Origin of the sequence: Clostridium carboxidivorans P7 (assembly GCF_001038625.1) — a bacterium.
GTDB classification, from domain to species: Bacteria; Bacillota; Clostridia; order Clostridiales; family Clostridiaceae; genus Clostridium_AM; species Clostridium_AM carboxidivorans.
In genome coordinates this window covers 452,588-467,245 of sequence record NZ_CP011803.1, presented here as the reverse complement: position 1 = coordinate 467,245, position 14,658 = coordinate 452,588, and the positions used below count along the sequence as shown (strand labels likewise).

At 28.1% G+C, this 14,658-nt stretch carries 9 protein-coding genes; 3 read left to right on the top strand and 6 right to left on the bottom strand.

The annotated features are described in order from the left end of the window. The first annotated feature begins 336 nt into the window (after window positions 1-336). Window positions 337-2,124: an ATP-dependent metallopeptidase FtsH/Yme1/Tma family protein gene (locus tag Ccar_RS02070; protein WP_007061677.1), complete on the top strand. Its 1,788-nt coding sequence runs from the start codon at window positions 337-339 to the stop codon at window positions 2,122-2,124. Window positions 2,125-2,202: 78 nt separating this feature from the next. Here Ccar_RS02070 and Ccar_RS02065 read toward each other — a convergent pair whose 3' ends face one another. From Ccar_RS02065 to Ccar_RS02045, 5 genes are all read right to left on the bottom strand, one after another. Then, on the bottom strand, window positions 2,203-3,057 hold the full coding sequence (locus Ccar_RS02065) for a 4Fe-4S binding protein (RefSeq protein WP_007061678.1): 855 nt from the start codon (window positions 3,055-3,057) through the stop codon (window positions 2,203-2,205). An 83-nt stretch (window positions 3,058-3,140) separates the two neighbouring features. Further along, window positions 3,141-4,808, bottom strand: coding sequence for a methyl-accepting chemotaxis protein (locus tag Ccar_RS02060; RefSeq protein ID WP_007061679.1), 1,668 nt, complete (start codon window positions 4,806-4,808; stop codon window positions 3,141-3,143). Window positions 4,809-4,980: 172 nt separating this feature from the next. Continuing rightward, the gene (locus Ccar_RS02055) at window positions 4,981-6,645 is read right to left on the bottom strand and encodes a putative ABC transporter permease subunit (RefSeq protein ID WP_007064442.1); all 1,665 of its coding nucleotides are present in this window, start codon (window positions 6,643-6,645) and stop codon (window positions 4,981-4,983) included. Continuing rightward, on the bottom strand, window positions 6,638-7,363 hold the full coding sequence (locus tag Ccar_RS02050; protein WP_007061682.1) for an ABC transporter ATP-binding protein: 726 nt from the start codon (window positions 7,361-7,363) through the stop codon (window positions 6,638-6,640). Before Ccar_RS02050 ends, Ccar_RS02055 begins: the two co-directional genes overlap by 8 nt. Before the next feature lie 248 nt (window positions 7,364-7,611). Beyond that, entirely contained in the window at window positions 7,612-10,059 is a 2,448-nt protein-coding gene (locus Ccar_RS02045) for a VIT and vWA domain-containing protein (protein ID WP_007064443.1), read from the bottom strand. A gap of 195 nt (window positions 10,060-10,254) precedes the next feature. On the opposite strand from Ccar_RS02045, the gene Ccar_RS02040 reads away from it, so the two are divergent. Further along, a complete protein-coding gene (locus Ccar_RS02040; RefSeq protein WP_007064444.1) occupies window positions 10,255-12,171 on the top strand; it encodes an ABC-F family ATP-binding cassette domain-containing protein in 1,917 nt (638 codons plus the stop codon). A gap of 29 nt (window positions 12,172-12,200) precedes the next feature. Here Ccar_RS02040 and Ccar_RS02035 read toward each other — a convergent pair whose 3' ends face one another. Further along, window positions 12,201-13,646, bottom strand: coding sequence for a glycosyltransferase family 2 protein (locus tag Ccar_RS02035; RefSeq protein ID WP_416100909.1), 1,446 nt, complete (start codon window positions 13,644-13,646; stop codon window positions 12,201-12,203). A 388-nt stretch (window positions 13,647-14,034) separates the two neighbouring features. Between Ccar_RS02035 and yedF the strand changes: the two genes are divergently transcribed. Then, window positions 14,035-14,616, top strand: a complete 582-nt coding sequence (gene yedF, locus Ccar_RS02030) for a sulfurtransferase-like selenium metabolism protein YedF (protein ID WP_007061688.1) — start codon at window positions 14,035-14,037, stop codon at window positions 14,614-14,616. Window positions 14,617-14,658: the final 42 nt, after the last annotated feature.

Below are 14,658 nucleotides of genomic sequence, written 5' to 3'. Positions count from 1 at the left end.
TTTATTTTAGAAATATTCTTTTAAACCATATTCATAGCTTTTTATATTCAAATTGAATTATTCATTTCATTAAATTCTATTTATTATAATTTTTCAACTTTAAATATAGTATTTTGAATATAATTATACTTATTCTTGTATAAAAGTGAAAAATGCAAATTTTAAGAATTGACTTTTTTAATAATATTGTTTAAAATATTATTATTTTAATAAATACATCGGTATTTTTTTAATAAATTGTTAAAAAAGCATACCAAAATTTAATTTTTGATTATACGAATTTTCATTTAAGTAACAATTGTTATTGAAAATAATTTTAGAAAGGGGATATTATTAATGAAACGTGAAAATTTACAACAGTACTTTGCTATACTAATTTTTATAATACCATTGATGATTGGTGTTTATTTACTTGCTTCAAAATCTAGCCCCGATTATAAAAATAACTTAAGACAATTGCAAAGTACTATGGCATTTAATTATACAGATGCTGATGTAGGTATAAACTCATTTAAATCTTTAGTAGAAACTGGGAAAATACAAACTGTTTATTATAATGAAAGTGACTTTATCCTTATAGCAGAAGATAAAACTAAAAAAACTTTCACTTTTGAAAATCCTAAAAATCCTGAATTTAGGCAGTACCTAATGGAACATAAAGTAAAAATTGTTGAATCTTCTAACTCCTACTCCAAGATATTGAGCTCTATTGCTTTTGCTATAGTATTACTATTTATTATTAGATTGCTTACAAACTTTTATAGCAAAAAAACTCTTTCTGCTGACTTGCACAGGGATTCTGTAGAATTTGAAGAATCAAAGGACGTTAAAATAAGATTTAGCGATGTAGCTGGTAGTGAAGAAGCCAAGGAAAATATGCAGGATATAATTGAATTCTTAAAGAACCCTAAAAAATTCGAAGATTTTGGTGCTAAAATTCCTAAAGGTATAATTCTTTATGGTCCTCCTGGAACCGGAAAAACTCTTTTAGCCAAGGCTTTAGCAGGTGAAACAGGCTCTGAATTCATACCAACCAGTGGTTCATATTTTATAGAAAAATACGTAGGAGTAGGTGCTTCAAGAGTAAGAAAACTATTTAATAAGGCTAGAAAAAATTCTCCTGCAATAATATTTATAGATGAAATAGATGCAATTGGGGGAAAAAGAGGATCAGGCAAAGATACAAGTGAAGATGCAAAAACCTTGAATCAATTATTAGTAGAAATGGACGGATTTAATGATAAGGAAAATGTCATAGTTGTTGCAGCAACTAATAGACTTGATATGCTGGATGATGCACTGCTTCGTGCAGGAAGATTTGATAGACATGTAATGGTTGGTCTTCCAGATTTAAATGCAAGATATAAAATATTAAAGGTTCATTCAAAAAATAAGCCACTATCTCCTTCTGTAGATTTATTTCAAATAGCTAAACAGACAGTTTACATGAGTGGGGCAGATTTAGCAAACGTAATAAATGAAGCATCTATATATGCTATTAAAGAAAACTATAGTGAAATAACTTTAAATCACATAGACAAAGCTATGAATAAAATAATAGCTGGAGATGAAAAGAAAGACAGATCCAATATATCAGATACTGAAAAAAGAATAACTGCCTACCATGAAGCCGGACATGCTTTAATAGCTAAATTATTAAATAAATCAAGTGTGCCTAAAGTATCTATAATTCCTACTACAAAGGGAGCTGCTGGATACACTATAATAAATCCAAATGAAAAAATGTTTCAGACAAAAAAGGAAATTTTGAATAAAGTAAGTGAATTATTAGGTGGAAGAGCTTCTGAAGAAATAATATTTGGTAAAGAAAACATAACAGGTGGTGCTGCTAATGATTTACAAAGAGCAACTAAAATGGTAGTAACCTTGATAGCCAAATATGGAATGAGTGAAAAATTGGGCCTTGTTTGTTTAGATGATAAAGAAATATCCTTAGGAAATGAACTGATATTGAGGGAAACAAAACAAATTTTAGACAAAATCTACAACTCAACTTTAAATTATATAATTGATAATAAGAATAAGCTTCAGCTAATTGCCGAAAAACTTCTAGAAAATGAAATTATAGATGAACATGATCTTGAAGTACTAATAGCAAGTTAAATCTTTACTAACATAAAAAGGAGATGTCTAAAGCATATAAATACATGTATTTCAAACGTCTCCTCCTCCATTTTATAACTAAAGTTTATTTAGCAATTGAGCTTTTAAATTTTCTATTCCTATTCTGTCTATCATATCTCCAAATCTCTCGCCGCCATTGCCATTTTCAGCATAACAATCCATAACCTTTTGTGTTACTTCTTCTATTTCATCTAATGAAAATACAGCTTGAAGCTTGTCTCCAATTTTATATTTTCTACCAAACTTACCACCTAAAAATACTGCTACTCCTTCTTTTTTAGTTTCCATAGCATCAAAATGACAAGCATTGATACATTTACCACAGCCTAAGCATTTTTCTTCATTAAATTTTGTTTTACCCTCTACTTTATCTAAAGCACCAGCTTTACATACCTTTACACAAGCTCCACAAGCTTTACATTTACTCTCTTCAAATTTAGGGAGTCTTTGTCCCATAAATCCAAGGTCATTTAATTGTGTTTTAGCACAATTATTTGGACATCCTACTATACCTATTTTAAATTTAGCTGGTAAATCATGTGCAAAATACTTTTTATGCAATTCAGCACACAATTTTTGTGTATCTATTAATCCATGAGTACATACTGTACCCTTACAGGAAACAATAGGTCTTACTTTTTTTCCAGTGCCGCCAGCTCTTAAATTAAATGCTCTTAAATCCTCTTTTACACTTTCTATATCTTCTTCCCTTATCCAAGGAATTTCAATTCCTAATCGAGTGGTAAAGCTAATATATCCTCTTCCATATATATTTGCAATACTTAAAACATTATTCATTTCAGATGATGACATAATTCCTGATACAGCTATAATCCTTAATGTAAAGTATCTAGTATCTCTTTGATTAATAAATCCTTCAAGCTTTAACTGTGCTAATTTTTCCTTGTTCATACTTAATTCCTCCATTACAGCTCATTATAAATAAAATTATAACAGTTTATTACAAAAATTAAAATATACATAATTTTCATAATTTAAAGCACCAAGTCTGCCATAAGTATTCCTAATATTTCACCTTTTTCATTTCTTATAGGAACTGACATTGCAATGCAATAATTATTTGTATCTACAGATATATATGGTTCAGACATAAACTCTTTACCTAATATAGCTTCTTTAAAATAAGGTCTATGAGCAAAGTTAACATACACTTGATCTTCTTTATAGTCTAATGTAATAGCTTTTCTTAAGCCATCCTTTTGCATCAGTGCAATCAATTCAAAATAGCTATTATTTTTTATTTTTTCTTTTAAAATGTTAGTACATTTCCTATATTCCATAGTCTGTAATTCAGGTATTTTAGCTAATTTCTTTAAGGACTCCATGCCGCTATTTATATATTTCTTAGTTTTTTCATCTATTTTATAATTTTTTATAAAACCAGATATATAATTTTCTAGCTGCTTATTCATATCTAAAAGTTTACCAAGTCTATTCACAGTATTTTCAGTAATGGAATATTGCTCTTGAGAAGATGCTGCCACTTCCTGAGTTGAAGCAGATATGCTTTCAAAGGTTTCACAAGCATTTTCAACTATAGAACCTATTTTATTAACCTTATTTACTTGTTCTTCTATTTCTGCTCCAATTTCAGCAAATGCAGTAAAAGTACCTTTAGTATCTTCATGCATTTTATTTAAATATTCTTTTGCAATTTTTGAAACTTCTATGTATTCATTAATAGACTTAGTTTCATATTCAACTCTAGAGGATATACCGATTATTTCATTTTTTATACCATCTACAATGGATTGAATTTCTTTTGCTTGCTGCGAAGAACTTTCTGCCAAAACTTTAACTTCTTCTGCTACAACAGCAAAACCCTTACCTGATTCCCCTGCTCTAGCCGCCTCTATAGACGCATTTAAAGCTAATAAATTAGTCTCCTCACTTATTTCACTTACTTGATCTACAATACTTTGAATTGTAGAAGTCTTTTCCCCTAGTTTTTTTATTCTATCAATTGTTTCCATACTTGCTTTTGCAGATTCATTCATTTTAAGTATTAAATCTTCAAAATTTTTATAACTATCATTTATAGTTTTCTGATTTGCATGCGTCATTTTACTAATAGTTTCAGATCTATCAGCTATATTTTCTGCTGAACTTATAACATCCACAGAATAATCCTTGGCATTTTTTATAAACACCATTTGTTCTTCCATTCTTTTAGATATATGATTTATTACACTGGTGGTTTCCTTATTATAACGCTTTACATTTTCTGCATCCTCATTTAAATCATTTGTATAATTTATAGTTTTATCAATCATAGTCATTATTTGAGCTACCAAACCTCTAAATTTAACTATTAAATTATTAAGATTAATATATAAACTATGTACTACACCTTTTCTATTTAAATCTACTTTTTTAGTTAAATCCCCTTGAGATATACTGTATAACAAATTATCTGTTTCTGCAAAACTTTTCATAAAAAAATCAAAAAATGTTATTCCTAATATAATAATGATAATTAAATTAAAAATAGTAAATATTATGCTGCTATATAATATAATTTGCTCTGGATTACCCCCATTATGAAATAAATGATTGAAAAAGCTGTAAAAAATTACAGAAAAAATTATTGATATTACTATAAATACACACATAAAAACCGATAATAATCTTTCCTTTTTCACCTGCTTGTCCCCCCCTCTTAAAATTTCCAACTAATTTTAATTATACACCATATATACCCATTTTTAAATCCTTATTATTCATAAAAAAGAAAATATTTGTAAATTAAAAATCAGGCGGAATTTAAAAATCCACCTGAAAAGTTGCTAATAAAACTTGAAAAATAAATTTTAATTAGACTTCAATGTTTCTAAATAAACTTACGCCCTTAGTTACTATGATTTTATATAAAATACAGTCTATAATTAAAAACAATAGAATTGCAATGATACTCATTACAAACTTATCAAAATTAAGGTTTATAGCAGCAATTGCCATAAGTACACTTACACCAATTCCAACCATAATGGCTATAAATCCATTAAAATTTTGTTTTACAGCCTTTACTTCATTGTCCCAATTTAATTTTGGAAAGGCAACATCAATAATTATTCCGAGCATAGCTGAAAATAAAATTCCAGGTATTGATGATACAAAAACTATAAGAATCATATACAATGGCAATTTCATTAAAAATAATATCACTAACAGCATAGCTAATATGCCTACCATTCCCATAATTGCTCCTGACAAAACTTTAGCTATTAATTGAACATCATAGCCTACAGCAATGTATTTGCTTACAAATAAGTTGCTTCCTTCTCTAGATATAGCTGTAGAGGTTATAAGGTTACTTGAAGTTATAAATATGCCTGCTGCTAGCGATATTATAATAATTATCCCAATCCACTTTGTATCATTAATTACAGGCACTAATCTTTTAAAGTTTTTAAAAACTTCTGGTTCAGTAAAAAATGGTATTAACAAAAATACTGGCCATAAAAAATTCATAATAATACAATTCATAAAATATATAGGTGTTCTAAACAGTATTTTTAATTCCTTACCCACTAATGATTTAATAGGTGAACTTTTTCGTGATACTTTTTGTAAATCTTTATTATTTAATTTTCTTCTTGCAGAAGGTGCTTCTGAAATTCCTATTACTCCTTTAAAATATAACTTTTCTCCAGCTATTAAAAATATAAATAAAGTACATAAGGTTATTATTAAAAATAATATTATATTTTTTAAACCTACAAAGCTTCCACTAAATACTATGGCTTTAACAGCTTCAGAAACCCCTGGAAATACCTTGCTTGAAATACCAACCAAAGAGTTATTTCCTTCACTTAACATATTCAATATTTGCTGCTGATTCATTCCCGACGTTCCTAGCTTTTGCATCTTCATATTAAAAACTATAGCCAAAACCATAGCTAAAATTCCACCTATAATTTTTAATAAATCTTTGTGGTTTCCCATATTAGTAAATCTCATAATTAATATATTCAAAATGCTAGCCATACTTAATGGTATTATAGGTATAGTTAAAAATAGTATTACAGAATACACATAATATATAGCTCCCATATGCCCTTTTAAGCCGTATATTATAAACAAAGGTAATAATATGGCTGCTTCAGTAAGATACTCATATAGCAGCGTTATAGTGAATTTTGAAGCTATTATATGCCATGGTTTTAATGGCAGTGGCAATAAATTTTCTATATCCTTTGAAAAGTACATTACATTTAAAGAATAAAATATGGCAAAAAAGAATATAAAAATGAAAGTAAAATTTATACCTACAGTAAAAATTAGCCCTTGTTGATTTATCTTATAAAGCATATCATAAGCACTTTCAATAAAATAAATAAATGCTATTATAGTTGGTATGCAAGCCGCAATAATGGCAGCTGCTATTGCAATAGCTTTTATTTTTTTCTTTTTATCGTCATTTAACAATCCATTCCCATTTTTCAAGAGAGCTTTTGTTAAAATTATATATTTACTCATTTTGTGTCATCTCCAAAAATATATTTTCCAAGGATTCATTTTCCTTAAATCCTTCCTTAAGCTCTTTAAAAGTACCACTAAACATAATTTTACCTTTATTTATAATTGCAAACCTATCACATATTTTTTCTGCTACTTCCAATACATGAGTTGAAAAAAATACTGTATTACCTTTACCTGCATGCTCCCTCATCATTTCTTTTAGGGTAAAAGATGACTTTGGATCAAGACCTGTCATAGGCTCATCCAATATCCATACAGAAGGATCATGAATTAAAGCTCCCATTATAACTATTTTTTGTCTCATACCATGAGAATAGCTTTGTATTTGATCTTTTAGTGCCTTATCCATTTCAAATCTTTCAGATAAACTTTTTATTCTATCTATTCTTTCCTTGCTATCCACTTCATAAATGTCAGCCATAAAATTTAAATATTCTATACCTTTAAGCCTTAAAAATATATCTGGATTATCTGGAACAAATCCAAATTGCTTTTTAGCTTCTATGGAATTTTCTTTTATATTTATATTATTTATAAATACATTTCCACTGTTGGCATTTATAATACCTGTAATCATCTTTATAGTAGTGGTTTTACCTGCTCCATTAGGACCTAAAAATCCAAATATCTGTCCATCAGGTATAGTTAAATTTAAATTATCTACCGCCTTTATATTTCCGTTATAGCTCTTATTTAAAGCTTTTAATTCTATCATTTCTTTTTCCTCCACACTAATTAAATTATAATTGTTATATATAATATATAACAATTATAACTGCAATGCAATAATCTTTATATAATATTTTTCTTAAACCTAATATTATTTAATTTCAATGTTCCTTACAATATGCTTTTTTATACAAAAATATAAAAATCCTCTAGAATAGATTTTTATAAATTATCTATTCTAGAGGATCATTTTATAACACTCTAGTCCTATGTTTTTTTAATAATTGGTGTTCATTAATCCATACCCTTTAAAACCATAAGAATTGCTAATTTAGCCATATTAAAAATAGAATTTCTTTCTTCGCTAATTACTATTTTTTCATTTATACAGCTTCCATCTTCACTTATTGTAAAAAGTGACGCCACATTTTTCTTTAAGGAACACTCTATAAGATTATTTAACATTTCCTTAGCGCTTTCTCTTTTATTCAATAAATCATATAAATACTCTAAGGTTTTTTCAGCTTTCTGAGCATTTTTTTCCTTCAGGATTCCATTTTGTATTGCTTGCTCTAAGGCTAAAATTATCATCTTTCCAACTCGATCTTCCATTTCAAAATCTTCATCAACACACTTATTACATATAAATTCTACAGATTTATTTAGTTGATTGAAATATATGTCTATATCCTCATCACCTAAGATAAATGCTAATAATACCATAGCAGTAGTTTCTACCTTATCCTCTGTGCTGCTGTCTTCATAATCAACAAAAGCTCCCTCTGCAAATTGATTCTTAGCAATTATTCTCAAAAGCTTCTTTCTAGGATATTTACTATTTAGATATAAATTATCGCCTTTTAATTTTTGGATTTTTTCTTCCACTATTGTTCCTTCATATGTTTTATACAAAAATCCTGTCTTATCTTCCACATCAAAATTTTCCTCTTCAAATTCATCTGATAGAGTCATTTCCTTAACACTAATTGGAATTATGTTCTTAAGTTCTATACCAAGTACTGGTTCTTCTCTAAGTTCCATAAAAATGAATGTGGTTTCAGGACTTATCAATCCATTCTTTTTAGATAGTTCTATTACTTTTTGTCTCATAGCTTCCTTTACGTCTCCACGCTGTGACTTCATATTCATCTCAATGGATTTAATTCTCTTTCTTGCCCACATTTTTTTTAGTAAGTTAGCGTTATCCTCTGTATTAAAATTATCTAAATCTACTTTTCTTATATAATCCTTATCACCAACCTTTCCACTTATAACTATTTCATCACTTACTTCACCTATAACATAGGCAAAAATAGAAAAAGCTTCTCTATCATACATATAATCTATAGTTCTTGGATAAGTTGATTGAACCTTCATATTTCCCCAATCTATTTGTATATCATCCACTTCTGGATTTTGAATTCTCTTAAATTGTCTCAATACTACATATTCTATTCTTCGACCCTTATTTATAAACTCAGCTTTTCCAAAGCTCTCATGAGCTAATTTGTTCAGAAAATAGTTATTGGTTTCTGAATCAAAGCCAAAAGTAAATATTCTATTGTCTCCTAAATTTTCCCTTACATAATCTAGTATTTCATCTTCTTCTTCAACTTCATCATCAGTGAAAATCAATATTGTATTATGACCACCTTCATTTTCAAGGCTATATTTTATGGCTCCAAATATATCTGCATCATCCTCTGTAGTCAAATTTTCTATCCACTGAGATGCCTTTTTTAAAGTTTCAGAATTAAACTCAGCCATTCCCTCATCCCAAAAATACTTTAAAGTTTCTCCCATTGCAATAATGTCAAAGGTATCCCCTTCTTCAAGATTTCTGATACACATTTGAAGTGCATTTTTAGCCTGTTCTAACTTATCGCCTTTCATAGTATCTGAAATATCTATAAGGAAAACGTAACTTTCCTTATCTTCCATTTCATAGTCATCCAGCTTAGGGATCATTCTAAGATAGACTACTCTTCTATCCTCTCCATTTTCTTTGTATTCATAAATCATACCATCAGCTTCTAAAGGATCTTTTTCCTTCATAATAAGTATGAAATCCTTATCCATAGCTTCATAATCATCTTGTAAATTAATTTTAGCTACAGTATCCCCTTCTCTTTCCACTTTTAACTTATGATAAGGAGATTCAAAATCTAATTTGCACAAAGACTCTACTATAATATTAGTTTTAAATTGGAATTCACTATCTTCTGATTTTTTCTTTACAATTTTATTTACTAAAGTATTCTTCAAATTATTAAGCTTTGAATTCTCATCCATTTTTGTTGGTTCATATATTGCTGGAATTGTAAGCTTGAACTTCTTATCTTTATACTGAAGCTCATCTATATAAGATAATTTTATTTTAACTGTTTCACCACTTACGATTTTTCCTACAGCTATTTTAAAAATATGAGGCTTTAATTCTTCTAAAAATACAGTGTTATCTCCTCTATCCTTAGCATTTTCATAAATTTTAATTGCCTTTTCTTTTTCCTCTACTATAGTTTTTAAAGTCTTTCCTCCTATCTCTGCTTCAAACCCTGATATTATAGCAGTTTTAGGTATCGGAAAAACATATACACCTTCTATGTCACCTTTACTTTTATTTTCATATACCTGATTTATAGATATTTCAGCATATTCCCCACAAATGTTACCATTTATGCTAACTTTCTTTAATATCATCTCTTCACAATTTCCTTTGATTTCCTTCATACTATACCCCATGGACAACCCTCCCTTATCTATAATTTTTTGCATTTTAATCCATAGATATATATATTATTTTATTCCATAAAAAAAAATAATATCCTTCATAAAATTCTATTTTTAAATAATATTTTTAGTATTGTTGAAAAAAAAGTTTTTTGCTAATATACTAAATAGTGTTATGAAAATAGCTAGAAAGGATATGTGAATTAAATGAACTTAATATCTTTAGAAAATATATGCAAAAGCTATGGTGAAAAAATCATACTAAATAATATATCTTTAGGCATAAATGAAGGAGAAAAGATAGGCGTTATAGGTATAAATGGTACAGGTAAATCCACATTATTAAAAATTACTGCTGGAGCAGAAAATTATGATAGTGGAAACATAATAACTTCAAATAACTTAACAGTAAATTATCTTTCTCAAAACACATCCTTTGATGAAAATGCCACAGTGCTAGAACAAGTATTTAGAGGAGACTCTCCAGTAATGAAGGTTTTAAGAGAATATGAAAATACGCTTAAATCTTTGGAGAAAAATCCTAATGATGAAGATAGACAAAAAAAGCTTTTGGATTTAACTGCTAAAATGGATAGTTTAAATGCATGGCAAATAGAAAGTGATGCTAAAACTATACTTACCAAACTCAATATTTTTGATTTTGATGCAAAGGTAGCGACTCTTTCTGGAGGTCAAAAAAAGAGAATAGCTTTAGCTGGTACTCTTATAACACCTTCAAATTTATTAATTCTAGATGAACCTACTAATCATATTGACAATGATACTGTAGCTTGGCTTGAAAATTACTTAAACAATAGAAAAGGTGCTCTACTTATGATTACTCATGATAGATACTTTTTAGATAGAGTTACCAATAGAATTTTAGAAATAAGCAATGGAAATCTCTATAGCTATGCTGGAAATTACAGTATTTTCTTAGAAAAAAAATCAGAAAGAGAAGAACTAAACAAGGCTTTAGATGATAAACGCAAGAACCTTTTCCGCAGAGAATTAGCTTGGATAAGAAGGGGTGCAAAAGCTAGAAGCACCAAACAAAAAGCAAGGATTCAAAGATTTGAAGAAATTAAAAATACTGAATTTGATAAAGCTAATGATAAGGTACAAATATCCTCTGCAAGTACTAGGCTAGGTAAAAAGGTTATAGAACTAGAAAATATAAACAAATCCTTTGAAAATAGAAAGATAATAGATGATTTTAGCTATATATTTTCCAATAATGACAGAGTGGGTATAATTGGACCAAATGGTATTGGTAAGTCTACATTTTTGAATATATGTGCAGGTATAATCAAACCTGATTCTGGAGAAGTTCACATTGGTGAAACAGTAAAGATAGGATACTTTTCCCAAGAAAATAAAGAAATGAATGAGAATTTGAGAGTTATAGAATATATAAAAGAAGTTGGAGAATTTTTAAAAGCATCAGATGGTGAAACCTTAAGTGCTGCTATTATGCTGGAAAGATTTCTATTTACTCCAGAAATGCAGTGGACACCTATTTCAAAGCTTTCTGGTGGTGAAAAAAGAAGACTTCAGCTGCTTAGGGTACTTATGAGTGCCCCTAATGTTTTAATGCTTGACGAGCCTACTAATGATTTAGACATAGAAACTCTTACTGTTTTAGAGGATTATTTAGAAGACTTTTCAGGAACAGTTATAGCTGTATCTCATGATAGGTACTTTTTAGATAAGGCTTTTAAAAAGCTCCTAATTTTTAAAGGCAATTCTTCCATAGATTATTATACAGGAAATTATACTGAATACATGGATAAATGTGAAATTGAAAAACAGGAAGAAGAAATAAAGGAACCAAGTAAAAAAGATATTAAATCAAACTACAAAGAAAATAAAAATAAACCTTTAAAATTTTCCTATAAAGAGCAAAAAGAATTTGATGAAATAGATGATGTTATTGCAGATGTAGAAAACAAAATACAAGTTGTTGATTCAAAGATAAACTCTGCTGGCAGCGATTATGAACTTCTTCAAAAGCTTTTTGAGGAAAAGAAAGAATTACAAGAAAAACTTGATTATTTGTTGGATAGATGGACTTACTTAAATGAACTAGCAGAAAAAATAGAAAGTGCTAAATGTCAGGATTAATTTCCTTGACATTCAGCACTATTTTTTTACTATTCTACTTCTTGAATACTTATTTGTCTTATATGTTTAGTATGACTCCATTCCTTCTTATCCTTATTTAAAATTCCTTGAACAGTTATAGGAATCCAGGTTAAAGTATATATACTAAACAACATGTACCATATAAATATCTTTAACGAATATCTTCTATCAATCATTCCTATAATGATAACAAACATCATTATATAAATAATGGTAATTAGAACTGTATACTCAATGGACGGAATTATGTAGCCCTTGTTTACATTTTCAATAGCTAAATGATGTGTTATTAAAAATTCCTTATATTTACCGTTATCTCTTAAATACCTGAAAATCTCTGAAAATACTACTGCATTTAAAGAATATAAAGCAAATACTCCAAACATTTTTTTAGATAACTTTGTTTCCAATAACATAACTATTGGTGTAAATAAGAATTGACCTATACTAAATATCATCCAAGCATATTGACTATAACTACTTTGACTACTATAAAAAATGTCTCTAAAAATCCCATCCAATGTTATTACATCTATACCACTAAAACTTTTGATTAAACTTATTACAGCAGAAGCTGCCATAAACAATGTAAAGTATGGCTGCATAGTATATAAAGCACAATCTAAAGTAATAAAACTTCTTTCTTTTACAGCTCTTTTCATAAGTCTAACGAAAAACCTTGAAAATACATCAGCAAATCCCTGCATCCATCTTTTTCTCTGATTCCAGGATTGTTTTAACGTTAAAGGCTTTTCATCATAAACTATAGCATTGTGAGCCCAACCAACTTTATGTCCATTAAGTACTAATTTACAAGTAAACTCTAAATCTTCTGTAAGACAAGTAGAACCCCATCCTAATTTCTTAAGTGTTTCCGTATCCATGCAAAATCCAGTTCCACCTATCTGACTTGACAATCCTAAATTTGACCTTCCTAATTGAAATAACCTATTAGCTGTCCAAAATGATATGGAATAAGACTGTGTTATCCACGAATCATCTGGATTTTTACTATCTATATAACCTTGAACAACTTTATATCCCTTAAGTAATTTATAGTTCATTTCATTTAAAAAATTCTTTGAAACTAAATTATCTGCATCAAAAATAGCTATAGCATCATATTTAGTATCCATTTTAAATACTCTAGCAAACATCCATTCTAATGCATATCCTTTTCCTCTTTTATCTGAAACATTTCTCTCGTATACATTACCACCATGTTTTCTAGCTATTTCTGCTGTTTTATCAGTACAATTATCTGCAATTACAAAAATATCATATAAATCTTTAGGGTAATCCAATTCTTTTAAACTATCTACTATTTTTCCAATTACCATTTCTTCATTATGTGCTGCTACTAACAAAGCAAATTTTTTTTCTGGTTTACAATTTTCTGCTTCTTTATCCTCTTTTTTATAAAAGCCAAATAATGAGATGATCAAATAGTACATTGTTAGTATAATTACTGATACTTGAAAAACATTTATGCCACAAATAACAAAATTATAAACGAATTCTCCCATCATAGAAATAAATTCTTTCATTATAAAAATCCTTCCTTTTTATATTATCCTTTAGTTATGTCCAAGTATAAAATACCGTATACTATAATACCACAAATTTCTCACCACAGTGTTGATTTCAGAATTTTCTGATTGTTAACTTTTTATTGCCTTATTCATAATTTTTATAAATAGTTGTTACTTTATCTATTTGTAAAAACTATAATATGTATTATCTAGTTATGTTATAATTTATTTAAAATCATACTATTATTATTGTATTATTTTATACTTAAATATACAATTATTTATTTTTTGAAAGGTGGTAATTATACACATGACTAATATAATTGATTGTAAAGGATTAAAATGTCCTCAACCTGTCATCAATACAAAAAAGTTTTTTGATTCAATAGATGAAGGTCAAACTACTGTTATAGTAGATAATGAAGTTTCAAAGAATAATGTTTCAAAATTTGCTGAAAGCAATGGTTTTAAATATAAAGTTGAAGAAAAAGAAGGTCTTTACTATATAGATATTACTAAAGATTCTTGCAGCTGCAAACCTATGAACTTTAATGACAAAAATCTTGTTATAGTAGTTTCTTCTGATAAGCTTGGTGTTGGTGATGACAAATTAGGTACAACTTTAATGAAAAGTTATTTCTATGCTTTAAGCGAAAGTGATAAGCTTCCTTCTGACATACTATTTTTAAATGGTGGTGTTAAACTTACTACTGAAGGTTCTGACTGCATCGAAAGCATTAAAACACTTAAAGAAAAAGGCGTAAATATATTCAACTGTGGAACTTGCCTTGATTTTTATGGATTGAAAGAAAAGCTACTTGTAGGTGAAATTACAAATATGTACACTATAGTTGAAAAAATGAATTCTGCTGATAATACTATTAAATTATAATTTCATATAAGAAAAGGAAACAGGAACTTTGAATAAACATCA